Source organism: Nocardia pseudovaccinii, from assembly GCF_050942345.1.
Lineage (GTDB): Bacteria > Actinomycetota > Actinomycetes > Mycobacteriales > Mycobacteriaceae > Nocardia > Nocardia pseudovaccinii.
Window position 1 is genome coordinate 3,164,505 of the sequence record NZ_CP192074.1, and the last position, 24,809, is coordinate 3,189,313.

A 24,809-nucleotide genomic window follows, 5' to 3' on the forward strand; every position below is an offset into this window, starting at 1 on the left:
CAACTAACACTCTCCTATGGAGAGAATAATGTTCTCATGAATATCAGCATGATCCTAGACATGGCCGCATCGGCGGGCGATCGGACCGTGATCACGGTCGGCGATCGCTCGCTGACCGCCGCCGCCCTGCTCGGCAATGCGCGTCGCGCGGCCGTCCGCTTCCAGCGGCACCCCGCGGTGCTGTATCTGGGCGCGAATCACCTGGCCTACCCGGTCGCGCTCTTCGGCGCGGCGCTGGCCGGGGTGCCATTCGTACCGCTGAACTATCGGCTCGGCGAACAGCAGTTGGCCGTGCTCCTGGATCGTCATCCAGGGGCGCTGGTGCTGCGGCCCGAGGACCTCGACGACTTGGTCGAGGAGGGCGCCGACGCGCCCGAACTCGAGGTGCCGTGGGATGGCAATGCGGTCGCCGCGATCATCTACACCAGCGGCACCACCTCCGAACCCAAGGCGGCGTTGCTGCGGCATCGGCATTTGATGGCCTATTTGTTGAACACCGTGGAGTTCGGCGGTGCGCAGGAGACGGACGCGGCGCTGGTGTCGGTGCCGCCCTATCACATCGCGGGTCTGACGAATCTGCTGTCGAATCTCTACTCCGGTCGCCGGGTGGTCTACCTGGCGGCGTTCGACGCGTCCGGCTGGCTGGAAACCGTTCGGCGCGAACGGATCACCCACGCCATGCTGGTGCCGACCATGTTGGCGCGCATCGTCGCGGCCGTCGACGGCGCCGACGCGGGAGTGCCGACGCTGGCCAGCCTCGCCTACGGCGGCTCGCGTACGCCGCGCCCGGTGCTCGAGCACGCGCTGCGGGTGTTCCCGGACACCGGCTTCGTCAATGCGTACGGACTCACCGAGACCGCGTCCTCGATCGCGGTACTCGGACCCGACGATCACCGTGCGGCCTTCGCCTCAGATGATCCGGCCGTCCGCGATCGGCTCGGCTCCGTGGGGCAGCCGCTGCCCGGGATCGAGATCCAGATCCGCGCCGAGTCCGGCGAGCCCACCGGGGTGGGGGAGGTCGGGCTGGTATTCGTGCGCGGCGAGCAGATCTCCGGTGAATACGGCGGCCGCAGCGCACTGGATGCCGAAGGCTGGTTCCCGACCCGGGATCTGGGCCGCCTGGACGCCGACGGCTATCTGTTCATCGAAGGCCGTGCCGACGACACCATCATCCGCGGCGGCGAGAACATCGCGCCCGCCGAGATCGAGGACGTGCTGCTGGAATATCCGGGCATCACCGAGGCCGCGGTGATCGGGGTACCGGATCCGGAGTGGGGGCAGCGCCTGGTCGCGGTGCTCGTCGGCGCGGGCGAGCCGGACGAGATCAAACAGTGGGTCCGCACCCGACTGCGGTCGTCGAAGACGCCCGACACCATCGTGTTCCGCCGCGAACTGCCCAAGACCGAAACCGGAAAACTGCTGCGCCGCAACCTCGTCACCGAAATGGAGAACACCAATGCCTGAAGCTGTCATCGTGTCCGCCCTGCGCGCTCCGATCGGAACCGCGCGCAAGGGCACGCTGCGCGATACCAATGCCTTCGACCTGGCCAAGCACGTGGTGGCCGCGGCCGCCGAGGGGCTCGACCCAGCCCGTATCGATGACGTCGTCCTCGGCGAGGGCCGCTACGGCGGCGGCGTGCTGGCCCGGCACGCGGCGATCACCGCCGGACTGACCAATGTCGCCGGTGTGGCGCACAACCGGCACTGCGCCGCGGGCATGGCCGCCGTGCAGACCGCGGCCGCCGGAATCCGGGCGGGAATGGACGAACTCGTCATCGCCGGTGGCGTGAATTCCGAATCCACCGCGCCGCGTGTGCGTTTCCGGGTCGGCGAGGACGAATGGATCGACCCGTGGGTTGCCCCGAGCCATCCGGACCGGCCGGACGCGCCCTGCCTCGATATGTCGATCACGGTCGGCTGGAACACCGCGGTGGCGTCCGGCATCTCGCGGGCGGAGATGGATGCGTGGGCGCTGCGCTCGCACCGCAATGCCATTGCCGCCATCGACGAGGGCCGGTTCAAGGAGGAGATCGTGCCGATCGACACGCCGCACGGACTGTTCGCGGTCGATGAGCACCCGCGCCGGGACACCAGTCTGGAAAAGCTGGCCGGATTGAAGGTGCTGCACCCGGAGATCGAGGGCTTCAGCATTACCGCGGGCAATGCGTCGGGCTCCAACGACGGCGCCGCGGCCTTGGCCATCGCCAGTGACCGGCTCGGATTGCCCGCCCTCGGCATCATCCGCGGATGGGCCTCGGTCGGCGTCGATCCGCACGACACCGGGCTGGCGCCGATCGAGGCGATCACCAAGGCCGTTGCCAGGGCCGGTATTTCGCTGTCGCAGGTGAGTCTGTTCGAGATCAACGAGGCATTCGCCTCGGTGCCGATCGCCGCGACCAAGGCACTCGATATCGATCCCGATCGGGTCAACTTCAGCGGCAGCGGATGCTCGCTGGGCCATCCGGTCGCCGCCACCGGAGCCAGGATGATCGTCACGCTGGTGCACGAATTGCGGCGTCGCGGTGGTGGTTTCGGAATCGCGGCACTGTGCGCGGGTGGCGGGATGGGTTCGGCCACCGTCATCGAGGTTCCGGCTCCGTAGCGCGTGGGGACCATTGCGGAGCTCATCGCCGCCGCGCGGGCCGGATCGGTGCGGGCCGCGGGGCGGTTGCTGAGCGCGGTCGAGGGACCACAGCGCGACGAGGTGCTCGCGCTGCTCGAAGCGGTCCCGGTGCGGGTCGTCGGTGTCACCGGCCCGCCGGGCGCGGGTAAATCGACCACGATCGCTGCACTGGTCGCCGCCTATCGCGAGCAGGGCCTGCGGGTGGCGGTGCTGGCGGTCGACCCGTCCTCGCCGTACAGCGGCGGCGCGCTGCTGGGTGATCGAATTCGGATGGCACAGCACATCAATGATCCCGATGTGCTGATCCGGTCGGTGGCCACGCGCGGTCATCTGGGTGGTCTCGCGGCCGCGGTGCCCGCCGCCATCCGATTGCTCGGCGCGCTCGGCCACGAGCTGATTCTGCTCGAAACCGTCGGCGTCGGACAGTCCGAGATCGAGATCGCCGCGATCGCCGATCCCACCCTGGTGATTCTGAATCCCGGTGCGGGAGACGCGATTCAGGCGGCGAAGGCGGGTCTGCTCGAGGTCGCCGACATCCTGGTCGTCAACAAGGCCGACCGGGAGGGCGCCGACCAGACCGTGCGGGATCTGCATCAGGAGTCCGCCGCCCCGATCCTCACCCTGGTCGCGGCCAAGGGCGTCGGGATCGCCGAGTTGGTGGCCGCGATCGACGCACACCATCGCAGCGACACTCTCGACCGGCGCACCGCGCGGGCGCGCGCGCAGATCCTGTCCCTGGCGCAGACCCGTTTGCGGGCCGATCCGGCGTTGACGGTATTGGCGGACTCGGTCGCGGCGGGACAGCTGGACGCGTACACCGCCGCGGAGCGACTGCTCCCTGTTCGCATTTCGCCGGAAATAGCGTATACATTTTATGAGAATGACATTTCCACCTGATGGAGGACGGCATGGCAAAGGCCCTCGCGCCCGATGTCTCGACGTGGCCGGCGGAGAATCCGCAGTTGATCGGTAGCCGCTGCGCCGCATGCAGCGCGGTCACCTGGCCCAAACAACCACGCTGCCCGCGATGCAGCGGCCCGGACATGTCCGAACGGCTGCTGCCACGACGCGGCACGCTCGTTGCCTGGACCACCCAGGGCTTCGTCCCCAAACTGCCGTACGCGGGCAAGGAGACGGCCGAAAGCTTCGAGCCGTTCGGGATCGGACTGATCCAGCTGGGCGATGACGTGCGCGTGGAGGCCCGGCTGACCGTGGCCGAACCGGCCGAGTTGCGCTTCGGGATGGATGTCGAGCTGGCCTTCGTCCCCCTTTATGTCGACGACGACGGGAACGAAGTCGTCACGGTCGCTTTCGCACCGGCCTGATCAGCGGCCACGGCTACCGAGGAGATTTGAATGAACGACGTTGCCATCATCGGCGTCGGCCTGCACCCGTTCGGCCGCTTCGCCAAGTCGGCCATCGAAATGGGCGCCGACGCAATCCAATTGGCGCTGACCGACGCCGGTGTCGAGTGGAAGGACATCCAGTTCGGCTTCGGCGGCAGTTATGAGGTCAGCAATCCCGATGCCGTGACCCGGCTGGTCGGGCTGACCGGAATCCCGTTCACCAATGTGTTCAATGCCTGTGCCACCGCGGCCAGTTCGATCGAACAGACCGCGGAGGCGATCCGGTCCGGACGATACGACCTCGGCATCGCGGTCGGCATGGACAAACACCCCCGCGGTGCGTTCACCGACGACCCGGCCAAGCTCGGGCTGCCCGCGTGGTACGCGGAGAACGGACAGTTCGTCACCACCCAGTTCTTCGGGATCAAGGCGAACCGCTACATCCACGAGCACGGCATCTCCCAGCGCACCCTGGCCAAGGTCGCCGCCAAGAACTTCCGCAATGGCGCACTCAATCCGAATGCCCTGCGGCGCAAGCCGATTCCGGAAGACGAGATCCTGAACTCGACGATGCTGAACTATCCGCTGACGCAGTACATGTTCTGCTCGCCGGACGAGGGCGCCGCGGCCGTGATCATGTGCCGCGGGGATATCGCGCACCGCTACACCAGCAATCCGGTGTACCTGCGCTCGACCGCGATCCGCACGCGTCGCTACGGCGCGTACGAGGTGCACAGCACCTGGGCGGCCATCGACGAGGACGTCTCGCCGACGGTGTACGCATCTCGGGCCGCATACGAGGCTGCCGGGATCGGACCCGAGGATGTCGACGTGATCCAGCTCCAGGACACCGATGCGGGCGCGGAAGTTATCCATATGGCCGAGAACGGCTTCTGCGCCGACGGTGACCAGGAGAAGCTGCTCGCCGAGGGGGCTACCGAGATCGGCGGCCGCCTACCGGTGAATACCGATGGCGGGCTCATCGCCAACGGGGAACCCATCGGCGCCTCCGGCATCCGGCAGGTGTACGAACTGGTGCTGCAATTGCGCGGCCAGGCGGGCGAACGTCAGGTGCCGGGTAATCCTCGTGTCGGCTACGCCCAGGTCTATGGGGCGCCTGGTACCGCGGCGGCATCGATTCTCAGCCTCTGACAAGGTTTCGACCCACCATCCACCCGGCGAGGAGGAGTAGCCGATGTTGATACGCGAGGGACAGGTCGCCGTGATCACCGGCGGTGCGAGCGGCATCGGCTACGGCCTGGCCGAGGCGCTCGCCGCGCGCGGGGTACGGCTCGTCGTCTCCGATATTCGCGAGGACGGCCTGATCGCGGCGGCAGCAGCATTGCGCGACGCCGAGGTCACGGCCGTGGTGGCCGATGTGAGCGACGAGGCATCGGTACGCGCGCTGGCCGAACGCACCATGGCCGCCTACGGCCGGGTGGATCTGGTCTGCAACAACGCCGGGGTGGTGTGCCCGGCCGCGCCGCTGTGGGACCAGGACGCGCGCACCTGGCAGCGGATGATCGGGGTGAAGATTCTCGGTGTCGTCCACGGCGTCAAGGCATTTGCGCCCCTGCTCATCGAGCAGGGCGCCGGTCACTTTCTCAACACCGCCTCCTCCGGCGGCCTCGCCCCGCTGCCCGGCCGCACCCCCTACACCGGCACCATGCACGCGGTGGTCGGTCTCACCGAGACGCTCGATATCGAGCTCAAGCAGGTCGCGCCCGCGCTGGGCGCAACCGTGCTCTGCCCGGGGCTGGTCGACACCCCGCTCGGTCAGAACTCCGCCGCGCTGGGCGCGATCGAACTACCGGCCGGTGCCGGTGCGACTCCCTCGATGCGCAGCCTCGCTGCCGCCCGCAGCGGAATCCTGTCCCCGCGCGAGGTCGCCGAGTCCGCACTCGCCGCGATCGAGGCGGGCCGCGTCCACGTGGCTCCCGGTGATGGAGTAGCCACGCGAGCGCGAGCACGGGTAGACACGCTACTGGCTGATATCACTGTCGCCTGAGCGCGAATTACACACTGCGGCAATAGATCCCGCAGTGGGAACCGATCAGCCGAGCGCGACCGCGATCCGCTCAGCCGAGCGTGGTCCGCGATGTGCGGGCGTAACCGTCGCTTGGCCGCGAATCGGCCACTGCGGCAACAGATACCGAGGCGTGGGGGCTTGGGGTCGACACCGCGTTCGTCAACGAAGCGCTCTCGGTCGGCCACCGAGTTCCAATAATCGTGGCGCACATTCATCGGGCATATCCGAGCGGCTGCCCCGCACGGGCTATCACTTTCCGGCTGACATCAGGTCGGCCGTAAACCGGACCGTCTCCAGCGATGCAAACCGTCTGGATCTCGGCAGATCCCAATCAGATCCGGGACGGATCGCCCGAGCGCAGCCGTAATGTGCAGGCATCACTGTCGCCCGGCCGCGAATTGGCCACTGCGGCAACAGGCATTGTGTGGGGACGACAACCGCTCAGCCCGAGCACGGCCGTGACGTGCAGGCGCCACCGTCGCCTGGTCGCGAATCCATCACTGCGGCAACAGATATCGCGTGGTGTCGACACCGTTCGTCCGAGCACGGCCGTAATGTGCCCGGCGAACAGGGGCGCGGTCCGCTCAGCCGAGCGGGGTCGTGGTGCGTTCGGCCGAGCGGGGTCGTGGTGTGCTCGGCCGAGCGGGGCCGCGGTCCGCTCAGCAGAGCACAGCCATCGTGTGGTCAGCCGAGTGTGGTTGCGATGTGCGGTAAGTCGAGGGTCGATCGAATCCCGGGATCGGCGGCACACACCGCCGGAATCGCATTGACCGCGCGATTGGCGGTATAGGCGGGGGATACGGCGGCCATTTGTTCCAGGGGAATCGGGAAGCGCAGATCCACTTCCAGTGGCGCGTCGCCGACCACCGATATGTGCCATCCGGTATCGCGCAGGTCCCAATCGGCCTCGATATCGGTGGTGCAATACCAATTGGCGCGGAAGTTGAGCACCGGTTCGCCTGCCACCAGACCGGAGACCGTAGTTCGTTGGGCCGCAACGGTTCCCTGCTCGATCGTGCCCGCCGCGATACGCGTGGTCGCCCGCGCCGTCGCCACCGAACCGTGTGCCTCGATCGAATCCAGCGGGCAGCCGAGCGCGTCGCCGACCAATCGCAGTGACGGGCCGAAACTCGCGGCCAGATGTTCCGCACGGGCCGCGTTGGAATCACCCGGTGGCCGCCCGAAACCCATGACGTCGAACAGCATGGCGGGCGAATCGCGTTGCGACAGGTCCGCGTATTCGTCGATCATCAGCCGGTCCAGTCGGCGCTGGATCGAGGACAGCACCAGCGGCACCGCCTCGGTGATGAAACCCGGACTGCTGCCGGTGCTGTGGATCGAGGTGCCCCCGAGCGTGCAGGCTTGCTGAATGCGTTGGCGCAGTTGGGGATCCATACTCGGCGGGTGGTGGAACAGGCCGCATGTCGTCACCACGTTGGTGCCCGATGCCAGCAGGCGGATCACCACCTCCGCGTCGAACACGAGCGGCATATAGAGCACACAGTCGGCGTCGAGTTCGACGATCCGCTCGATGTCATCGGTGGCCAGCACACCGGTGGCCGGGATATCGCAGAACTCGCCCGCGTCGCGCCCCACCTTGTCCGCGCTGTGCACGAACAGGCCGACCAACTCCATCTTCGGATGTTCGACGACACCGCGCAGCGCACGCGCGCCGATGGTGCCGGTGGCCCATTGCACCACCCGGTGCGGCCGGTTCTCGGGTGCGTCGGAGGATCGCTTGATCACCATTCGATTCACGACCACGGGTTCACCCGACCTCGGATGGGAAGCGCACCATGGCTTCTTGCGCGTACGAGGCGACCAACCGGCCGCTCTCGGTCAGCACATCGCCGCGGCCGAAACAGCGGCTGCCCGCCATGAGCGGGCTGTGCTGGCGCAGCAGCAGCCATTCGTCGGTGCGCAACGGTCGGTGGAACCACACGCTGTGCGAGGTCACCGCCGAATGGAATGCGGTGCCGTTGCCGCGCTGACACACGCCCTCGATCGGCCGCAGTGCGGTGCCGATGAGGTTGAGATCGGTGGCGTAGGCGATGATCGCCGGGGCCAGCTGTGGATCGACGTCCGGTGTGCGCATCCAGAACTCGAATTCCGGTGGGGCGGAAGCGGTGTCGTCGAGATCGGCGGCGGATCGGGTTTCCCAGGGCAGCAGGTCCCACGTCACTTTGTGCTCGGCGCTGAGCAGCGGGGGAGCGGCGGGCACGCTCTGGTGCTCCGGTCCCTCCGCCTCCGCGTGCAGTGACACCGATGCGGTGGCCACGACCCCGTAGCTCTGCTCGGCGACGATGGTCACGGTGCCGAAGGAGCGGCCTTCGTGATGTCGGCGCACCCGATAGCGGATCGGCTCATCGGTCCTGCCCTCGCGGGCGAACAGTGCGTGCAGCGACTTGACCGATTTCTCCGGGCAGGTCAGATCGGCCGCGTGGATGAACTGGCCGAGCAACTGCCCGCCGAAGACGCGGTAGTACTCGAGCTGCTGGTTGCGTCCCTCGAAGACGGATTCGTCGTCGAGGGACGGCCGAGCGGTCAGGTCGAGACAGCCGAGAAGATCATTCCAGAGGTCGGGCATGCCCCCGAGTGTAAGTGAAACTCTCCCCGAGTGAGAATATTATTCTCAATCCTTGGTGAAGCCGTGTGCGCAGAAGTTCCAGACCTCGGTCGCGGTCAGCGGGTGCACGGTCTCCTCGTCGGTGCCGCCGGTGGACTGGGCGATGAACATGACCGTCTGCATGACCATCGCCGCGGTCCGCCGCGGATTCGCGTCCGAGCGCAGTTGATCGGCCTGTTTGGCCTGCTCCATGAGCTCGGTGAACAGTGCGAGCAGCGGTGCGTGCGCGACCTTGACCTGCGCCGGATGCGTGACGAGCAGCTGTGGCGCGAAGTCGGTGAACAGCGGGCGCTGCGCGGCCGGATCGGGCCGGGACAACTCGAATAGCAGCTCGACGGTTACCTGCAGCCGCTCCAGTGGGTCGGCTTTGGCATCGGCGGCGGCATGCAGCTGGTCGGCGGTGCGTACGAGTGCGTCTTCGAAAAGGGCGAGCAGCAGCTCGTGCTTGCCGTCGAACTGCAGATAGAAACTCCGCAGCGACTGGCGTGAACGATCGACGACTTCCTGGACGGTGAAGTCGGTGCTGCCCTTCTCGGTGATGATGGCCTGCGCTGCGTCGAGGAAGCGCTGAACGCGCTGTTCGGCCCGCAATTTCGCGGTCCGTAACGAGCGCTCGACGGCGCGCTGCTTCCAGGCGGGCTCTTCGCTCGGGCTGGTCACCGGCGCTCCGGTCCTCGGTCATGTAGAGAGAACATGGATGCACTGTACCGGAGAATGTGCTGTCTCCGTATTGGCTGGACGCTGTGTCAGCGAACAAATGCGAGACTCTTACTTTCCGAACTGGAGAATGATATTCTCAGCTCTGTAGTGTGTCGGAGTGGCAAGGAGGCAGGCCGGATGCTTTTGGAGTTCGACTCCGATCAACTGCTGTGGCAGCAAACCGTCCGCGAGGTGGTCGCCAAGCAGTGCCCACCGACCCTGATCCGTGAGGTCGCCGATAAGGGCGCCGATCCGGAGGGGCTGTGGCGTACCTATGCGGAGCTGGGATGGATGGAGCTGACCGACCCGGCCGACGCGGTGGAACTGGCGATCGTGCTGGAGGAGCTGGGGCGGGCCACCGACCCGACCCCGTATCTGGCCACCATGACCCAATTCGCGCCGCTCGCACCAGATTTCGTGCGCCAGGGTGAACCGGGCGCCGCGGTGTACGACGGTGTGTCGGCGGTGCGCGATCGGGACGGCTGGCTGCTGAGCGGCACCGCGCGTCATGTGCTCGACGGCGATCGGGCGCGGCAGCTGGCGGTCGTGACCGAGGCCGGTGTTTTCGTGGTGCCCGCCGACGACGTCATCGTGCGGCGCGCGGCAGTGTTCGACCCGGTGCTGCATCTCGCCGAAGTGAGCTTTGTCGAGGTGCGGGTTCCGGACGATCGCTACCTGCGCGTCGATCCGCAACCCGCGCGCCACCTGGCCACGACCGGAATGGCGCTGACCATGGTCGGCGCATGCCGACGGGTACTGGACATGGTGCTCGAGCATGTGCGCGGTCGACAGCAGTTCGGCGTGCCGATCGGTTCGTTCCAGGCGGTCAAACACAAGGCCGCCGATATGCACATCGCGATCGAAAGAGCCCGCGCCCTGGCGTATTTCGCGGCGATGACGATCCGGGAGAACGATCCGCGGCGGCGGCTGGCCGCGTCGATGGCCAAGGCCGCGGCGGGCGAATGCCAGTCGCAGGTGTTCGGCCGCGGCATGCAGTTGTTCGGCGCCATGAGCTTTACCTGGGAAAACGACCTGCAGTTCGCGCTCAAGCGGGCCAAAGCCGGTGAGCTGTTGCTCGGCGGCGCGGCCGAGCACCGGGCGCTGATCGCCGAGGAGTACCGTGCGACTGACTTTTGATACCGAGGTCGAGGAGTTCCGGGCCGAATTCATCGCCTTCCTCACCGAATTCATGCCCGACGAGGCGGTGGCGGCCCAGGATCGGCCGATCTCCAGTGCGGAGGTCCCGCCGTGGGCGCGGGAATGGCAGCGGCTGCAGTTCGACCACGGCTGGTTGCTGCCCGGCAACCCACCGGAATTCGGCGGCCGCAATGCCGGAATCCTGCAGCAGTATGTGCATTTGGAGGAGCTGTCCAAGCGGCGCATCTATCACAGCTTCAACCCGCAGGGGCTCGGCATCATCGCCGCCTCGCTGCTGTCGTTCGGCAGTGCGGAGCAGAAGAAGCATTGGGCGGCAAGGATTTTGCGGGCCGAGATCACCGCGGCGCTCGGCATGAGCGAACCGGGGGCGGGGTCGGATCTGGCCGGGCTGCGCACCCGGGCCGCGCGCGACGGCGATCATTTCGTGGTCAACGGGCAGAAGGTATGGACCTCCGGCGCACACGACGCCGACGTGCTGCTCACCTTCGTGCGCACCGATCCGGATGCGCCCAAGCACAAGGGCATCAGCGTGCTGTTGATCCCCACCGATACTGCGGGCGTGACCCGGCGACCGTTCGCCTCCATCTGCGGACCGCACGATCTGGACTTCAACGAGGTGTTCTTCGAGGACGTCCGGGTGCCCGCGGAAAATCTGGTCGGCCCACTGCACGGCGGCTGGGGCGTGGCCAACGGTTCGCTCGGCCATGAGCGCACGCTGCTGTGGCTCAGTTTCGCCGACCGGCTGCAGGAGCTGATCGAGGACTTCCACCCGCGCACCGTGCTCGATCGCGACCGGTACGCGACGCTGGTCATGGATGCCCAGGCGCTGCGGTTGCTCGGGTCGGCGGCGCTGGCGCGCGAGGCGCGGGGCCAGCAGGACGTGGCCGCGCTGTCGGTGCTGAAACTGCTCGGTTCGGAGGCAGTGCAGAACGGTTCGGAACAGGCGCTGTCCGCACAGGGCCCCGACGGCCTGATCCACCCGGCAATGACCGCGCCGTTCAATCCGCTGAACAATGACAATTTCATCAGCAGTTGGTTCGAGCGGTACGTCCGCAGCTTCGCCGGAACCATCGCCGGCGGCACCTCCGAAATTCAGCGCAATATCGTCGCCGAGCGGGTGCTCGGACTGCCCAGGTAGCGGAGTTCGCAATGCATATTCTGTACGCCGTCGCCGACAAGATCGCGACCATCACCCTGAACCGTCCCGAAGTCGCGAACGCCCAGAACGGTGAATTACTGGACGAACTCGATGCGGCATGGGCTCGGGCGGCGGCCGACGACGACGTATCGGTGATCGTCCTGCGGGCCGAAGGCAAGCATTTCTCCTCCGGTCATGATCTGCGCTCGGGCGGGCCGCTACCGGACAAGATCACCCTGGACATGATCTACAACGTCGAATCGCGCCGCTATCTCGAGTATTCGCTGCGCTGGCGGAATGTGCCGAAACCATCCATCGCCGCGGTGCAGGGGCGCTGCATCTCCGGTGGCCTGCTGCTGTGTTGGCCGTGCGATCTGATCGTCGCCGCCGAGGACGCGCTCTTCTCCGATCCGGTCGTGCTGATGGGCATCGGCGGCGTCGAATATCACGGGCACACTTGGGAATTGGGCCCGCGCAAGGCCAAGGAGATCCTGTTCACCGGGCGTCCGGTCACCGCTCGCGAGGCCGAGCAGGTCGGCATGGTGAACAAGGTGGTGCCGCGAGCCGAGTTGGATGCGCAGACCACCGCGCTGGCCACGCAGATCGCCGCGATGCCGCCGTTCGGATTGCGTCAGGCCAAACGTGCGGTGAATCAAACGCTGGACATACAAGGCTTCTATGCCGCCATCCAATCGGTCTTCGATGTGCACCAGACCGGCCACGGCAATGCGCTCAGCCATTCCGGGCTGCCGATTCTGGTGCATCTGGACGAGATGAAGGAAAAGATGCAGTAGTCGGCCGCGGCGCGTGCGGGCGACCGCGACGCTGGAGCTGATTCTGGCTGTGGCGGAACGGCTTTTCGCCGAATACGGCTGGTGGCGGTGTCGAATCGGCAGGCAACCGAGGCGGCGAGCACTCGGCGGCGAGAACGACCTCTCGCTTGCCGATCTGGTGGCGTTGCCACCAGGCGCTTGCGATCAGATCGAGCAATAGCGGAGCAATGGCCGGGCTCGCCGCGATGGTATGTGCCGCAGTCAGGCTGAGCGGGCTGCCATCGGAATCGGTTACAACAGCGCCACTTTCGCGTGCGATGAGAACCCCCAGCCGCTTCGCCGGGCCGGGACCTGTTGCGGGAGTTGGTCTCCAGTCACAACCACTGAAAATCAGCGGATTCCGAGGAGATCGGTTCTACTTATTGTCATGTCTTCCACCTCCGCGGTCAGCGCCCTGCCCCCGATGGTCGCCGGCCGCCTCCGCAACACCAAACGCTTTGTCGTCGACCCGATTTCGTTTCTATCCGACTCGATGACTCAGCACGGCGACGTTTTTCGATTCCAACTGGTCAACGGAAGCATGGTCGGGATCACCCATCCCCACCACATCAAGTACGTCTTGCAGGAACGCATGGCGAACTTCACCCGCGAGACCCAGATGTACGACATCATCGAGCCGTTCGTGGGCCGGGGGCTGGCGACCATCGCCGACCACAACCGGTGGAGACGCAATCGGCGCCTCGTCCAACCGGCCTTCTACCACAAGAAGATCAGTGCGCTGAGCGAGATCATGGTGGCCGAGATCGACGCCATGTGTGACCGATGGGCCGAACACGCTCGCGCCGGACGGACGATCGACATCGGTGAGCAGATGAGCCACCTCACGCTGCGGATCGTGGTGCGGGCGCTGTTCGGATTGGATCCCAACGGCCCGGAGGTCACCGGCTTCGCCCGCGTGACGCAGGAGGTGAACATCGAGCTCGGACGGTTCGTGCGAATGCCCTGGGTTCCCCTGAAATTTCCGACACCCAGCCACCGCCGTTTCTGGCGCGGGATCGCCGAAATGGACGCCATCGTCTACAAGGTGATCGACGACTTGCGCGACTCCGACAGCGGTGGGGTGTTGTCCATGCTCATCAACGCCACGGACGCCGATACCAATGAGAAACTCACCGACTTGGAGCTGCGCGACGAGGTTGTCACCATGCTCTTTGCCGGTCACGAGACCAGCTCCTCGGCATTGACGTCGGCAATTCTGCTGTTGCAAGTGCATCCGGAGGTGCGCCAGCGACTGCGCCATGACGTTGACAGCGCGTTGACCGGCAGCCATGCCACCCTGGCCGACCTGCCTACGCTGCCCTACAGCAAGCAGATACTGGAGGAGGTGTTGCGGCTCAAACCGCCTGCCTGGATGGGGCAACGTCGCGCTGCCGAGGACGATGAGATCGGGGGCTACCACATCCCGGCAGGCACTCCGGTGATGTTCAGCTACTACCACGCGCACCGAAACCCCGAGTGTTGGGACCAGCCAGACGCTTTCGACCCGGACCGGTTCGCAGCCGACGCGGTCGCCGCCCGCGACCGGAACTTGTGGCTGCCCTTCGGCGCGGGCGGACACCTCTGCATCGGCAACGCATTCGCGATGATGGAGATGCAGTTGGCGCTCTCGACCATTATGAGCCGGTTCGAGCTGACCATCGACAACCCGGACCTCACCCCGATCTCCGCGCTGACCCTCAATACCAAGTTCCCGGCAATCGCGAGGGTGACCGAACGGCAATAGCCTTGTGCAGAGTTGGTTGGAAGCAGCCGAATCACCAAGGAAGGAAATCGGTTACACGGCAGACAGAGAAAGGGATCACGGCTAACTTGTCCGTGCGTTGGCCACACAGATCGCCAAAATGCCGCCGTTCGGGCCGCGTCAGGCCAAGCGCGCGATCAACCAAGCGCTGGATTACAGGGCTTCTCCGCCGCTCTGGTTGGCGAGGCGGATCGTTCCCAGGCCGTTGTGTCGGGTTCCCCTGTCGCCGTTGCATTTTACTCGGAAGCTGCTGTGACGCGCGCGTTTGACGGAGCGTCCGCGGACATCGCGCACACATTTTCCATCGCTCGCACGGATCACACCACGGAGTCGGTGGCCAGCGTCGTTGCGAACTTCGTGTCAGTTGTCTAGGCGGCAAATCCATTGCTGGAGTTCGCCGCTGGGGACCGATCGCGGCTCGTAGCCAGGCGCGCTCGAAGAGCCGCTGACTAGGGAGGTTCCGAGTGTGGATGTTCGCGGTCGCCACCACGTCAACCGCACCGCTTTGTCGTGCGTTTTCGAGGACGACACTGTGCACTTCCTCCAGTGTCCGGTCCGCAACCGATCCACCCCGGCCACGAACCGTCCTGCTGACACCGATTGCTGCGACATGAACAGAGAATAGCGAGGTAGACACCTCCGGAATCGCGTGAGCGACCGCGAGGATTTCGTTGCTGGGGTTGGACCATCCGACTATCAGCAGACTGCCTGCCTTCAAGCAACGCGAGCTCTGCCGGATGATGCCTTGCGCGGTCCATTCCCACGGTTTCGGATGAGGCATCTTCCGCCCCTCCGGCGTCCTAGGGTACGGCTCAGTACACGAGAACTCGTGAAATGGATATTTTTTCACCTCGGTACGTTCGGTGATCGCGCTCCAGCGGATGCCTGCCAGATTCACTGTGCAGACTGGCTTTTCGTAGCCAGCCAGTCCTCCAGATCAGCTCGACTCGGCCGAGCGGCAAGCACTCGCTCGTAGGCGTCTACGAACTCGCTGTCGTCGTCTGGCTCGGGGAAATCTATCTCGTCCACGGGCACATCCAGCACCCACGCAAGGTGCTCGGGCGAGGCGGCACCGGCCTCAACCCGGCGCTGGAGCGCATCGACCAGAGCGGAGGGAAACACGCGGGCGGCTGACTGTTGCTGGCGCACAATCAATTGCTTCGCACCACCGATCACTCCCTGATCCTCACCCGAATTGGCGCGAATCAGACTAGGTGTGGTCCGCTTCAGAGCGGCAACCACTTCCGCCGACACCAACACTCCCAGCGAGGCTAGTCGTTTCCCCAGGGCCATCGTGGATACCCCCGTCTGCCAGAGGAATTCCGCGACGCCGCGCTCATCCATTTGCTGCCAATCTTGCCCAGCAATCAAGTCCTCCGGCAGTAGCAACTCTGCCGCGAATCGGTCGGCTGGCGCCTCGTCCTTCTCTCCTGGTTGGGAGTCCCCGTTGTGGTGGCCGAGCGCGAAATGCGCCAGCTCATGAGCCAATGGAGAGCGCACGGATCTTCGAGCTGGGCTTGCCTCGGTCGGTCGGGTTAGGACCGGTCTGGTCGCCCCTCTTTTGCCCGCATGATCGCCGGATCCGCCACTGCCCTCGACCAATCGATCAGCCCTTGGCGGCCCAGCTCGTCGAGGACCGCACGATGCAACCGCCGCCATGCCGCGGCTTTCGTCCACACCGTGAACCGCCGATGCGCTGTCGGCGCCGTCACCCTGAACGACGGCGGCAGCATTCGCCATACACAACCGCTGGTCAGCGCGTACACCACCGCCGTGAACACGCACGTTGATCCACTGGGACGACACCACCGCCCTGCGGACGCGGCGTGAGCTTCGGCAGCAGCGGCTCGACCAGCTCCCACAGCTCATCCGGCACCAAACGCTGCGGCTACGCATCCGCCACGACCGAACATCATGCAACACAATCGATTTCAACGTGAGCGAAACGAATTACATCCACGTGAGATACGGTCCAATTGGCATTGCGCCTACACCCGCGCTCCGATGGATTGATCCATCGGAGCGGGGAGGTGCTGCTGAATTACTCTCGAGGGCCTTCGAATAACTCCGTGCCGGTCGGCCGCGCGTCTGTTACTAGACCGGCTGACATCAGCGATTCGAGGATTTCTCCTATATCTTGGCCGCGAATAGCGAGCATTTGTGCGAATGAGAACGGTTCGCCGACCATCCCGTCCGGGGAGACCGCCGACCATGTCCCGTCGTCGCGCCGAAGCCGAGACGACGGGACCTCTACGGGTTCCGGCGTGCGAGCTGGCAGGGCGCGCAACTCGTCCGCCAGCCTGGTCAGCTCGTGCTGATCCATGGCTAGAACCCGAAGCGCGGGCGCGGAGTCGACTGGGGCACAAGCCGTTTGGTGTGAACGAGGAACGTCTTGGCCTGCAACTTGACCGCGCATGCCGTGATCGGGCATTCCTTGTGCGTCTGCATGACATGGTGCGCGAGTTCGGGGGTCATCTGGTCGCGCGCGTGGTGGTCGAGAAGGTAATCCATGGCAGGGTCCTTCCAAAGGCGTTGGATGCACCCGGCCCCAGGGCGGAGGGGTCGCCATCAGCGAATCGCGCTCCGTGTGCGATGGCTGGTGTGCCCTAACAGACTGCGGCGGTGGAAGTTAGGGCCATTCCTGGGGCCGTGTGCAGACATGAGAATGCGCCGTGGAAGGGGGCAGAAGAATTACAAGGAGTTATACCGTCAAGTGATCGAGGCCGAGACTGTGCGCGAGCGACTGAATGCGACCTTCGACCGCCCGACGCCGGGCGCGCCGTATCAGCGCGGAAACGGAGTCGAGAACCATTGGGTCCATCCGGACACGTTGGGGGTCAACCATTTCGGCTTCGGAGAATGCTCGGACGGCTCCGGCGTCATCACCGGTCGCTGTGAGTGCGTGCCCGTAGTCGGTCCAGTAGTACACAACTCTGTTGGGTGCCTGAACCGGGCGCGGGTCTATCCCTCGCGCTACGCTGACAGCTTCGTCACTGTCGCCGAGTTCTGCCGCTACCGATACCTGCCATATGGCGGTGCTCGTTGGACCGAACCAGAGCAGGCCGAATCCGCCATCCTCGGAATCGCCGAGAGAGCCTGCCTCCGAGAACGCTTCGCTCAAAAAGCCCGATGCGCCGCTTGCGTCTCCGGATACCGCGCTGGCGAGCGCGCCTCGGCACAGTAGATTCCCGTAGGCTTGGCGCACGTCGATGTCGCCGAGCATCGGTTGAATCTCGCTCGCGGTTCGGGTTGCCAGTCGGCTGGTTAGTCCGGCGTTCTCCGGTGGCATCGCATTGAGCCTGGAAATCTCAGCTAGGCCGATCCACTGCGGGGAATCGAGATCGAGAGCAACATCCATGCCGATCCCGGCAACGGTCGCGGCACGGTCGGGATAGCCGACGCCCTTGACCAGAAATCGGGCGTTGAACGTGGCCTCTACAAACTCCGGCCCCTTGTAGTAGAAGGCATCTCGTAGTAAATCAGCCATGCCGGGCGCGAGACCAGCGTAGTCCGCAGCGTTGCGCAGGATCGACGAACGCCTGACCGCCTCACGGACGGCGTCTCGCGGTCGATCGGGCTTGCGTCGTTCACCGACGGACATTTCCAGACACGCTGATCTGATGTCGGGCACGACGGCTGTCGCTGCTGCCTTGGCCGGGTCCGTAGGGTCTCCAGGCTGTCCGAGAAGTTGCGACACGGTGACATTCAGAGCCTGCGCGATCGCTACTTGGGTGGCCCGACGATCGAGTGCACGCTGTCCGCTCTCGATCAGGGAGATATAGCCTTGCGAGACTCCCGAGCGGTCAGCCAGCATCTTCTGACTGATGCCGCCGCGTCGGCGTCGCCAGTACCGGATGCGTTGGCCGGTGTGCTCCATATGCTGAGGGTAAGCCTCCCCGGTAATACCCACCAGACTTCCAGTCAGGTAGCACCGACGAGCTGCAACGGGTCGGCGCGGCGCTGGACAACGCGCACCGCTACTTCGACGGCGCGGTCGTGCTATGCGGGTCAGACAGTGTCCGATACCACCGTGATCACGGCCGTGATCCGGTCCAGTTCGCGCGGTATCGCACCGCCGAAATGGGTCAGGCCCGGCGCGATCACCGCGTCCGCGTTCATCTTGCGCGCCAGGGCGACCAGTTGTGCCACCGGATTGTCGGTCTTGGCGCTGAAGGCAACGGTTTTGGTGAGGTTGTAGCCGAGACGCCCGGCTAGGCTCCGGATCTGGGTTTCGTCCCAGCCCTGCCGTATTCCGGATACATCGCTGCGGAGATAGCCGATCGCGGTTGGAGCGAATTTCATGGCGGGCGCCTCGGAGTTTGCGGTTCGGATCTACAGGTGAACCAGGCGCGGTGCCGCGCCCGCGGTGCGGATACGGGTGCCGGCCTCGCGGGTGAGTTCCCGTGTGCTGCCGAGCAATCCGTCCAGGATCAGGACGCGGCGGATATGCCGCTGCAGGTCGTGTTCGGCGGTGAAGCCGATACCGCCGAGTGTCTGCTGACAGTGTCGAGCCGCGATCAGTGCCGCGCGTCCGGCAGCGGCCTTTGCCAGCAGCGCGCCGAACTCGTCGTCGGCGGCCGTGAGGGTGGCCTCGGCGCCTTCGATGGCGACCAGCGTCTCGGCGAGGCGGTGCCGGATCGCCTGGAACGACGCGACTGGACGGCCGAATTGCTTGCGGTCCAAGGCATGTCGGCGGGCCAGTGACAGCATGGCGCGGCTGCTGCCGAGCAGCCACCAGGCCAGCGCACGACGACCGGCCGCCACCCCGACAGCGGTTCCGGTCGCTACCGGGTGCAGGGGGAGTTCCTCGTCCACCGTGGTGCCGGGCCGATCAGCACGCTCCCAGACGACCCACGACCCGCCCGCGAACGGCAGCGGGTGCGTGACACCGAGGGACGTACCGACGGCGTGGGCGATGACATCGTTGAGCAATGGCGCGTGCGCGCCGGTCTCGCCGAGCAGGCGGAATACCAGAGGTATTGCCACGTCCGGCATTTCGGTGAGCAGGTCGGGCCAGCCGAGGTCGGTCAGCGCCTGATCGAGTTGCCGACCCGACGTCGCCGTCATCGTCTTGCGCAGCGTATCGGTGAGCAGTTCGAGCTCGGCGGTATCGGTATCGATGCTGGTCACGACTTACTCCTTGCCCAGGTCGAGCAGACGGCGCGCGATGATATTGCGCTGGATCTCGGCCGTGCCGCCGTAGATGGTGGCCGCGCGCGAATAGAGGAATTCGGTGCGCAATTCGGGATCGGTCAGCTCTACCGAGCCGGGCAGCACGTCGCGCATGGTGTCGAACAGTTGCTGTTCGGCACCGGCCAGTAGCACCTTGTCGATCGAGGTTTCCGGTCCGAGATGCTCGCCGTCCGCCAACCGCTGCTGGGTCAGCCGGGAGCGGCAGCGCAGCGTATGCAATGCCAGATAGGCGGCACCGAGGTCGGCGTCGTCGGCCACCGTTGCCGCGGTCGCCAAGCGGTCGAGCCGGGTGAACAGATAGGCGCCGCGGTGCCAGAAGCAGGTGGAGCGCTCGTGCGGGAGCAGATCCATCGCGACCCGCCAGCCATCGCCGGGCCGCCCGAGCATGCGGTCACCGGGTATCACGACATCGTCGAAATACACCTCGGCGAATTCGTCGACGCCGTGCATGGTGCGCAGCGGGCGCACCGTGATGCCGGGGGAGTCCATATCGAGGAAGAACGCGGTGATCCCGTCGTGTCCGGGGGCGGTGCGGGTCAGCAGCACGCAGCGCGCCGAGTACTGGGCCAGACTGGTCCACACCTTCTGGCCGTTGACCACCCAATCATCTCCGCGTGCAACGGCTTTCGTCGTCAGCGAGGCGAGATCGCTGCCTGAACCCGGCTCCGAGAATCCCTGGCACCACTGCTCGCGGCCGGACAGCAGCAACGGCACCATTTCCGCCGCCAGCTCCGGGCTCGCATACGAAATCATCGTGGGCGCAAGCACTTCGACCATCGAATAGAGTCCGGGCTCGGCCAGGTCGCGGGTGGCGACCTCCTCACCGAGAATCGCGCGGAGCATGGCGGGCCCGCCGAGACCGCCGATCTCGGCGGGCCAGCCGTAGCGCATCCAGTCCGCGTCGTAGAGGGCCCGGCGCACGCGGGCCAACTGCGCGACCTGACCGTCCAGCGAATGATCCGGACCGGGGGACAGATCGTGCTCGTCCAGCCACGCCCGCACAGCGGACCGGAATTCGGACACGTCCATGGTCATCCGCGGGTGTTCTCGAAGGCGTGTGGGATGCCCGAATCGTGCACGCCGCTGCGGCGGATGAAAGTCATCCGCCGCGTCTTCAGCCGCCATCCCGCTTCGGTTCGTACGATGCTGTCGGTGTAGTAGCCGATACGCATGTCATGGGTGCTGTGGTCGATGAAGCACAGCGGCTGGGTACCCGCGGCGGTGTCACCGTCGATATCGAGAACCGGTGTGCCCGTGAGGAACAGTCCCTTCGGCGCGGCCGCGACCAGCTCGGGGAACAGGTCGAGGGTATAGGTGTCGCCGAATGCGCTGTAGGTGCCGTCGGGGGTGAATACCGCGAGCAGGCCATCGATATCGCCCTTGGTGATCGTCACCGCGTAGCGGGCCAGCAGCTGCTGGATCTCCAGCAGATCATCATTTCTGGACATGGACCTTGCCGCCTTTCATGACGAACCGCACGTTCTGGGTGACGGTGATGTCGCGCAACGGATCTCCCGGCACGCCGATGATGTCGGCCAGCTGTCCCTCGGCCAGCCGACCGCGGTCGGTGACATCGATCAGCTCGGCCGCGCGCACGGTGGCCGCGCGCAGCACGTCGATCGGGCTCATGCCGCGATCGACCAGTGCCACCAATTCGTCGGCGTTGCGGCCGTGCGGGATCGCCGGTGCGTCAGTGCCGACGGCGATCTTCACCCCGGCCTCGTAGGCCGCCCGGACCGAGGTGCGGGCCTTCGGGAACATCTCGGCTGCCTTGGCCTGCAAGGCCGGATCCGCCTTGGACACATCCATCGCGTCGGCGAGCCGGGTGGTCGGCACCAACCAGGTGCCCGCCGCCACCATCATCTTGATGGCCTCGTCGTCGATGAGGAAGCCGTGCTCGATGCAGTCGATTCCGGCGTCGACGGCATGTTTGACCGCCTCCGCCCCGTGCGTGTGGGCGGCGACCTTGAGCCCGCGCCGGTGCGCCTCGTCGACGATCGCACGCAGCTCCTCGTCCGAATAGTGTTGCGCCCCAGGTGCTCCGGTGAGCGACATGACGCCACCGGAGACGCAGATCTTGATCAGCTGCGCGCCGTGCTTGATCTGGTACCGCACCGCCTTGCGCACCTCGTCGACGCCGTTGGCGATGCCCTCCTCGAGGGTCAGCTTCAGCACGTCGGGCGCGAAGGCGGAGAACATGGTCGGATCCAGGTGTCCACCGGTGGGCGTGATCGCATGTCCGGCCGGGACGATCCGCGGACCCTCGATCCAGCCCGCGTCGATCGCCTTGCCGAGCGCGACATCCAGCAGGTAGCCGCCGGTCTTCACGAACAGTCCGAGGTTGCGCACGGTGGTGAAACCGGCCCGCAGCGTGCGGCGGGCATTGCCCACCGCACGCAGCATGCGCAGTGCCGGATCGTCTTTCACACTGGAGGCCAGGCCGGTCTCGCCGCGACCGCCCATCAGGAGGTTGACCTCCATATCCATCAGGCCGGGCAGCAGCACCACATCACCGAGATCGATGACCTCGTCGGCATCGTCCGCGGTCGCGCCGAGGCCGACGATCCGATCGCCGTCGACGCGAACGATGCCGGGTCGGATTATCTCGCCGGTGTCGATATCGAGTAGACCGGCCGCCTTCAGTGTCAGCATGGGTTAGACCACCGGCTCCTTGATCACGTCGAGATAGGCGGCACCGGAGTCGGGCACCCGCGGCTGCTTCCACACCTCGATCGGGAACGACACCATCACCAGCGACTGCAGCAGGTGGAACAGGTGCCGGGCGTCATCGGGCAGTTCGGACCACTCGAACTTGTCGCAGTAGTCCAGCGCCGCCTGCAGGCGCGGGAAGGCGGTGTCGTACAGGTCCTGCATTTCCTCCATCGGGGAGGCAAGCCGCTTGGCGTAACGCTCGGGCTCGGTGGCCAGGATCCAGTCCGAAAACCGCTCCAGGTCGGCGAATTCGGCGGGCAGCGCCTTCTCAGTTGTTTCGGGCATCGCGGTACTCCTTGACGATCTTCTGAACGGTGAGGTGCAGGTGGCGCAACAGCACTTCCTGGTCGTTGAGCGGGAATTCGGTGATCACACCGGTCTCGAGCATGGTCTGGGTCGCCTCGAGGGTGTTGGCGTCCTGCAGCGCGTATTCCTTGAAAGTGACCGCCGCCAGTTCCTTGCCGAGACGTTCACGCGCGGTCTTCGACGGCACGAAGTACAGATTCGCCTCGAAGATGTGCTTGTTCACCGCGGTCGGCCAGTAGTGGTAGGTCAGGTACCAACCCGGTGCCCAGATGAGGATGCCGAAGTTGGGGAAGACCTCGAATTCGTCAATGCCCCAAGCCTTGTGGCCTGCGGGGTTGACACCGGACGGCAGCGGATCCAGGCCCTCGATATCGGGGCGTTCCCACGGGCCGAACAGGCCGCTGCGCAGTTCGCGCTCGATCGGCTTGACCATATTGATGTCCTTGGGCGGGGCCATACCGCCCCACGAGGACACCATCGAATGCGGGGTCCAGCACTCGTAGTGCAGTGCCTCGAAGCCGACATTGAGCAGCTTGTCGGCCTCGTCCTTGACCGCCTGCTTCATATGCAGCACCGGCGCGTGGTAGAACTCGGCGAAGGCGTCGATGAACAGCTTCCAGTTGCTGCCGATCTCGGCCTTGTAGCTGTAGACCTCGGTCATCTCGTGGAAGGGGTAGCCCTCCAGGCCTTTCGCCCATGCGCCGAGGTACTCCTCCAGTGGCTGGGCGTTGTCGTCGAGGTTGATGAAGATGAAGCCTTCCCACACCTCGCAGCGCACGGCCTTGAGCCCGAACTTGCTCTTGTCGAGGTCGAAGAATTCCTTCTCCTGCTGGACGAAGGTGGCTTCGCCCTCGAGGCTGTAGCGCCAGGCGTGGTATTTGCAGGTGAACTGCCTGCAGCTACCGGCGGTCTCCTCGCCCGGGAAGTCGTCCCAGACCAGTTTGTTGCCGCGGTGCCTGCAGATGTTGTAGTAGGCCCGCACCTGCTGATCGTGGTCCTTGACGATGACGAACGAGGCGTTGACGCAGGCCAGCTCCCTGGTGAAATAGCTGCCGACACGCGGCAACCGCTCCACCCGGCCGACATTGAGCCAGCTCTTCTTGAAGATGGCTTCCTGCTCGTCCTTATAGAACTGGGGATCGGTCGAGTCCGTGAAGTCGACCATCTCGGTGCCGAGCTCGGGATAGTTCTCCGTCCAGCTGCCCGCCGTCGGTTTGGTGAAGTGTGGCAAGGGATTTACCTTTCAGGGTCGGGCTGTACGCCGAAGGTGTTGAGCGCGATGGCCAGCAGGATGTAGCCGCCGACCGTGAAAACCAGGTCCATGCGCTGCTTTTCATCGAGTCGTTCGGCAAGTGCCGCCCAGGTCTGGTCGGACAGTTCGGATGTGTCGTCGAGTTCGTCGACGGCGGTGAGGACGAGGCGGTCGAAGTCGTCGGCGGCCTCGCCGCGGGTGACGGCCTCGATCTCGTCGAGGGTCAGTCCGGCATCCTGGCCGAACCGCAGATGATGGGCCCACTCGTAGGCACAGCCGCGCCGGTGGGCGACCCGCAGGATCGTCAACTCGCGCACCCGGGGCGGCAGCGTGGACCGGAACAGCAAGTAGACGCTGAATCCGAGATAGGCCTCGGTCAGGTCCGGGTGCCGGGCCAGCGGTCCCATGGCGGGGCCTGCCCCTTCCGCGTTGCGGATCGCGCGCGGCAGTAGCCCCTTGAAGGCGTCGCGGGTCCGGTCGTCCCATTGGTCCGCGGGCAACGGCGGCAGACGCATTCCTGTCCTCCTCTCATGAGAATTAGATTCTCCAAAACTGAAGACTAGATTTCCATGGACGGTTGCGATAGTCAACGTCGGCGTTGCAACCGGGCGAAATCCCAGCTGACGACGTGGTCCGGCGTCAGCCGCAGCCAGCCGTGGCGGCCGTCGTACCGAAACGGCTGCCCGCCCATGTACTTGTCGGCGAACAGCCGCTCCGGTTCGGCAAGCTCCTCGATCGGCGTGCCGGTGCGCGGCGTTTCGCCGACCGCTTCGACGCGTCCGCGCAGTTCGACGCCGCGCAGCTGCAGGAAGTCGGTCCCGCCGTCGTCGACGATCGCGCTGATCCGTGGATCACGGGTGATATCGGTCCACCGCTGGCTGCGCACCAGCGAGTTCAGCCACAGGGCCGTGCCGTCCCAGGCGAACCACAGTGGGCTCGTGTGCGGGTGTCCGCCGGGGCCGAGGGTGGCGACCCGGCAGATCGGCTGGCCCTGCAGGAAGGCGTCGCGTTCGGTGGCGGTCATCGCGATCGCCCGTGCTCGTCGCTGCTCAGTCATGGTCGTCTTCCGATCAGATGTTGATTCTCCAAAGAAGAGAATATAGTTTTCTAATAACGAGAGCGCGACGAAATGCGTGTTCCGTCGGTCCTTCGA

At 65.6% G+C, this 24,809-nt stretch carries 25 protein-coding genes and 2 pseudogenes; 11 read left to right on the forward strand and 16 right to left on the reverse strand.

Annotated elements, in window-relative coordinates; all coding sequences use genetic code 11:
• Positions 1-36 precede the first annotated feature (36 nt).
• Genes ACQPZ2_RS14040 through ACQPZ2_RS14065 form a run of 6 tightly spaced genes read left to right on the forward strand, consistent with a single transcriptional unit; the run spans position 37 to position 5,977 of the window.
• A complete protein-coding gene (locus ACQPZ2_RS14040; RefSeq protein WP_433525930.1) occupies positions 37-1,464 on the forward strand; it encodes a class I adenylate-forming enzyme family protein in 1,428 nt (475 codons plus the stop codon).
• A complete protein-coding gene (locus ACQPZ2_RS14045; RefSeq protein ID WP_387285839.1) occupies positions 1,457-2,602 on the forward strand; it encodes a thiolase family protein in 1,146 nt (381 codons plus the stop codon). Before ACQPZ2_RS14040 ends, ACQPZ2_RS14045 begins: the two co-directional genes overlap by 8 nt.
• Positions 2,603-2,605: 3 nt before the next feature.
• Positions 2,606-3,520: an ArgK/MeaB family GTPase gene (locus ACQPZ2_RS14050; protein WP_433525931.1), complete on the forward strand. Its 915-nt coding sequence runs from the start codon at positions 2,606-2,608 to the stop codon at positions 3,518-3,520.
• An 11-nt stretch (positions 3,521-3,531) separates the two neighbouring features.
• Positions 3,532-3,948 (forward strand): Zn-ribbon domain-containing OB-fold protein, encoded by a 417-nt coding sequence (locus ACQPZ2_RS14055; protein ID WP_063039589.1) that lies wholly within the window; start codon positions 3,532-3,534, stop codon positions 3,946-3,948.
• Positions 3,949-3,978: 30 nt separating this feature from the next.
• A complete protein-coding gene (locus ACQPZ2_RS14060; RefSeq protein WP_433525932.1) occupies positions 3,979-5,121 on the forward strand; it encodes a thiolase family protein in 1,143 nt (380 codons plus the stop codon).
• Between the two features lie 43 nt (positions 5,122-5,164).
• Positions 5,165-5,977, forward strand: a complete 813-nt coding sequence (locus ACQPZ2_RS14065; RefSeq protein ID WP_433525933.1) for an SDR family NAD(P)-dependent oxidoreductase — start codon at positions 5,165-5,167, stop codon at positions 5,975-5,977.
• 705 nt (positions 5,978-6,682) lie between these two features.
• Here the strand turns inward: ACQPZ2_RS14065 and ACQPZ2_RS14070 are convergent.
• The 3 genes from ACQPZ2_RS14070 to ACQPZ2_RS14080 are packed head-to-tail and all read right to left on the reverse strand — an operon-like array spanning position 6,683 to position 9,284.
• A complete protein-coding gene (locus ACQPZ2_RS14070; RefSeq protein ID WP_433525934.1) occupies positions 6,683-7,762 on the reverse strand; it encodes an NAD(P)H-dependent amine dehydrogenase family protein in 1,080 nt (359 codons plus the stop codon).
• 4 nt (positions 7,763-7,766) lie between these two features.
• Positions 7,767-8,585, reverse strand: a complete 819-nt coding sequence (locus ACQPZ2_RS14075; protein ID WP_433525935.1) for an acyl-CoA thioesterase — start codon at positions 8,583-8,585, stop codon at positions 7,767-7,769.
• 45 nt (positions 8,586-8,630) lie between these two features.
• A complete protein-coding gene (locus ACQPZ2_RS14080; RefSeq protein WP_063039575.1) occupies positions 8,631-9,284 on the reverse strand; it encodes a TetR/AcrR family transcriptional regulator in 654 nt (217 codons plus the stop codon).
• Between the two features lie 177 nt (positions 9,285-9,461).
• Between ACQPZ2_RS14080 and ACQPZ2_RS14085 the strand changes: the two genes are divergently transcribed.
• The 5 genes and pseudogenes from ACQPZ2_RS14085 to ACQPZ2_RS14105 all read left to right on the forward strand — a co-directional run.
• Positions 9,462-10,460 carry an acyl-CoA dehydrogenase family protein gene (locus ACQPZ2_RS14085; RefSeq protein WP_433525936.1) on the forward strand — a complete coding sequence of 333 codons (999 nt, stop codon included), beginning with the start codon at positions 9,462-9,464 and terminating at the stop codon, positions 10,458-10,460.
• Positions 10,444-11,619, forward strand: coding sequence for an acyl-CoA dehydrogenase family protein (locus ACQPZ2_RS14090; protein ID WP_433525937.1), 1,176 nt, complete (start codon positions 10,444-10,446; stop codon positions 11,617-11,619). The genes ACQPZ2_RS14085 and ACQPZ2_RS14090 overlap by 17 nt, the downstream gene beginning before the upstream one ends.
• An 11-nt stretch (positions 11,620-11,630) precedes the next feature.
• The gene (locus ACQPZ2_RS14095; RefSeq protein WP_433525938.1) at positions 11,631-12,413 is read left to right on the forward strand and encodes an enoyl-CoA hydratase; all 783 of its coding nucleotides are present in this window, start codon (positions 11,631-11,633) and stop codon (positions 12,411-12,413) included.
• Between the two features lie 406 nt (positions 12,414-12,819).
• The gene (locus ACQPZ2_RS14100; protein WP_433525939.1) at positions 12,820-14,175 is read left to right on the forward strand and encodes a cytochrome P450; all 1,356 of its coding nucleotides are present in this window, start codon (positions 12,820-12,822) and stop codon (positions 14,173-14,175) included.
• A 91-nt stretch (positions 14,176-14,266) separates the two neighbouring features.
• Positions 14,267-14,424, forward strand: a pseudogene (locus tag ACQPZ2_RS14105) (enoyl-CoA hydratase); the annotation flags it as partial.
• A 663-nt stretch (positions 14,425-15,087) separates the two neighbouring features.
• Here ACQPZ2_RS14105 and ACQPZ2_RS14110 read toward each other — a convergent pair.
• The 13 genes and pseudogenes from ACQPZ2_RS14110 to ACQPZ2_RS14170 form a co-directional block, all read right to left on the reverse strand.
• Entirely contained in the window at positions 15,088-15,693 is a 606-nt protein-coding gene (locus ACQPZ2_RS14110; protein ID WP_433525940.1) for an ImmA/IrrE family metallo-endopeptidase, read from the reverse strand.
• Positions 15,683-16,069 (reverse strand): annotated as a pseudogene (locus tag ACQPZ2_RS14115) (transposase); the annotation flags it as partial. The pseudogene ACQPZ2_RS14115 and the gene ACQPZ2_RS14110, both read right to left, overlap by 11 nt.
• A 449-nt stretch (positions 16,070-16,518) precedes the next feature.
• A complete protein-coding gene (locus ACQPZ2_RS14120) occupies positions 16,519-16,704 on the reverse strand; it encodes a hypothetical protein (protein ID WP_433525941.1) in 186 nt (61 codons plus the stop codon).
• A gap of 190 nt (positions 16,705-16,894) precedes the next feature.
• Complete coding sequence (locus tag ACQPZ2_RS14125; protein ID WP_433525942.1) at positions 16,895-18,070, reverse strand: helix-turn-helix domain-containing protein; 1,176 nt, start codon at positions 18,068-18,070, stop codon at positions 16,895-16,897.
• Positions 18,071-18,201: 131 nt separating this feature from the next.
• Positions 18,202-18,495 (reverse strand): hypothetical protein, encoded by a 294-nt coding sequence (locus ACQPZ2_RS14130; protein WP_433525943.1) that lies wholly within the window; start codon positions 18,493-18,495, stop codon positions 18,202-18,204.
• Positions 18,496-18,525: 30 nt separating this feature from the next.
• Positions 18,526-19,260: an acyl-CoA dehydrogenase family protein gene (locus ACQPZ2_RS14135; protein ID WP_433527418.1), complete on the reverse strand. Its 735-nt coding sequence runs from the start codon at positions 19,258-19,260 to the stop codon at positions 18,526-18,528.
• 66 nt (positions 19,261-19,326) lie between these two features.
• Positions 19,327-20,415 carry an acyl-CoA dehydrogenase family protein gene (locus tag ACQPZ2_RS14140; RefSeq protein ID WP_433527419.1) on the reverse strand — a complete coding sequence of 363 codons (1,089 nt, stop codon included), beginning with the start codon at positions 20,413-20,415 and terminating at the stop codon, positions 19,327-19,329.
• Between the two features lie 2 nt (positions 20,416-20,417).
• Positions 20,418-20,834 (reverse strand): nuclear transport factor 2 family protein, encoded by a 417-nt coding sequence (locus ACQPZ2_RS14145; protein WP_040700292.1) that lies wholly within the window; start codon positions 20,832-20,834, stop codon positions 20,418-20,420.
• Complete coding sequence (locus ACQPZ2_RS14150; protein ID WP_433525944.1) at positions 20,821-22,038, reverse strand: amidohydrolase family protein; 1,218 nt, start codon at positions 22,036-22,038, stop codon at positions 20,821-20,823. The genes ACQPZ2_RS14145 and ACQPZ2_RS14150 overlap by 14 nt, the downstream gene beginning before the upstream one ends.
• Before the next feature lie 3 nt (positions 22,039-22,041).
• On the reverse strand, positions 22,042-22,383 hold the full coding sequence (locus tag ACQPZ2_RS14155; RefSeq protein ID WP_433525945.1) for a hypothetical protein: 342 nt from the start codon (positions 22,381-22,383) through the stop codon (positions 22,042-22,044).
• Entirely contained in the window at positions 22,367-23,635 is a 1,269-nt protein-coding gene (locus ACQPZ2_RS14160; protein WP_063039542.1) for an aromatic ring-hydroxylating oxygenase subunit alpha, read from the reverse strand. Before ACQPZ2_RS14160 ends, ACQPZ2_RS14155 begins: the two co-directional genes overlap by 17 nt.
• 5 nt (positions 23,636-23,640) lie before the next feature.
• Positions 23,641-24,171: a carboxymuconolactone decarboxylase family protein gene (locus ACQPZ2_RS14165; protein WP_433525946.1), complete on the reverse strand. Its 531-nt coding sequence runs from the start codon at positions 24,169-24,171 to the stop codon at positions 23,641-23,643.
• A gap of 71 nt (positions 24,172-24,242) precedes the next feature.
• The gene (locus tag ACQPZ2_RS14170; protein ID WP_433525947.1) at positions 24,243-24,713 is read right to left on the reverse strand and encodes a pyridoxamine 5'-phosphate oxidase family protein; all 471 of its coding nucleotides are present in this window, start codon (positions 24,711-24,713) and stop codon (positions 24,243-24,245) included.
• Positions 24,714-24,809: the final 96 nt, after the last annotated feature.

What these genes read in the sequence shown, in the direction of transcription:
- ACQPZ2_RS14040 (WP_433525930.1), top strand. Translation starts at nt 37, where the DNA reads ATGAATATCAGCATGATCCTAGACATGGCCGCATCGGCGGGCGATCGG.
- ACQPZ2_RS14045 (WP_387285839.1), top strand. Translation starts at nt 1,457, where the DNA reads ATGCCTGAAGCTGTCATCGTGTCCGCCCTGCGCGCTCCGATCGGAACC.
- ACQPZ2_RS14055 (WP_063039589.1), top strand. Translation starts at nt 3,532, where the DNA reads ATGGCAAAGGCCCTCGCGCCCGATGTCTCGACGTGGCCGGCGGAGAAT.
- ACQPZ2_RS14060 (WP_433525932.1), top strand. Translation starts at nt 3,979, where the DNA reads ATGAACGACGTTGCCATCATCGGCGTCGGCCTGCACCCGTTCGGCCGC.
- ACQPZ2_RS14065 (WP_433525933.1), top strand. Translation starts at nt 5,165, where the DNA reads ATGTTGATACGCGAGGGACAGGTCGCCGTGATCACCGGCGGTGCGAGC.
- ACQPZ2_RS14075 (WP_433525935.1), bottom strand. Translation starts at nt 8,585, where the DNA reads ATGCCCGACCTCTGGAATGATCTTCTCGGCTGTCTCGACCTGACCGCT.
- ACQPZ2_RS14085 (WP_433525936.1), top strand. Translation starts at nt 9,462, where the DNA reads ATGCTTTTGGAGTTCGACTCCGATCAACTGCTGTGGCAGCAAACCGTC.
- ACQPZ2_RS14095 (WP_433525938.1), top strand. Translation starts at nt 11,631, where the DNA reads ATGCATATTCTGTACGCCGTCGCCGACAAGATCGCGACCATCACCCTG.
- ACQPZ2_RS14100 (WP_433525939.1), top strand. Translation starts at nt 12,820, where the DNA reads ATGTCTTCCACCTCCGCGGTCAGCGCCCTGCCCCCGATGGTCGCCGGC.
- ACQPZ2_RS14120 (WP_433525941.1), bottom strand. Translation starts at nt 16,704, where the DNA reads ATGGATTACCTTCTCGACCACCACGCGCGCGACCAGATGACCCCCGAA.
- ACQPZ2_RS14125 (WP_433525942.1), bottom strand. Translation starts at nt 18,070, where the DNA reads ATGGAGCACACCGGCCAACGCATCCGGTACTGGCGACGCCGACGCGGC.
- ACQPZ2_RS14130 (WP_433525943.1), bottom strand. Translation starts at nt 18,495, where the DNA reads ATGAAATTCGCTCCAACCGCGATCGGCTATCTCCGCAGCGATGTATCC.
- ACQPZ2_RS14135 (WP_433527418.1), bottom strand. Translation starts at nt 19,260, where the DNA reads ATGACGGCGACGTCGGGTCGGCAACTCGATCAGGCGCTGACCGACCTC.
- ACQPZ2_RS14140 (WP_433527419.1), bottom strand. Translation starts at nt 20,415, where the DNA reads ATGGACGTGTCCGAATTCCGGTCCGCTGTGCGGGCGTGGCTGGACGAG.
- ACQPZ2_RS14145 (WP_040700292.1), bottom strand. Translation starts at nt 20,834, where the DNA reads ATGTCCAGAAATGATGATCTGCTGGAGATCCAGCAGCTGCTGGCCCGC.
- ACQPZ2_RS14150 (WP_433525944.1), bottom strand. Translation starts at nt 22,038, where the DNA reads ATGCTGACACTGAAGGCGGCCGGTCTACTCGATATCGACACCGGCGAG.
- ACQPZ2_RS14155 (WP_433525945.1), bottom strand. Translation starts at nt 22,383, where the DNA reads ATGCCCGAAACAACTGAGAAGGCGCTGCCCGCCGAATTCGCCGACCTG.
- ACQPZ2_RS14165 (WP_433525946.1), bottom strand. Translation starts at nt 24,171, where the DNA reads ATGCGTCTGCCGCCGTTGCCCGCGGACCAATGGGACGACCGGACCCGC.
- ACQPZ2_RS14170 (WP_433525947.1), bottom strand. Translation starts at nt 24,713, where the DNA reads ATGACTGAGCAGCGACGAGCACGGGCGATCGCGATGACCGCCACCGAA.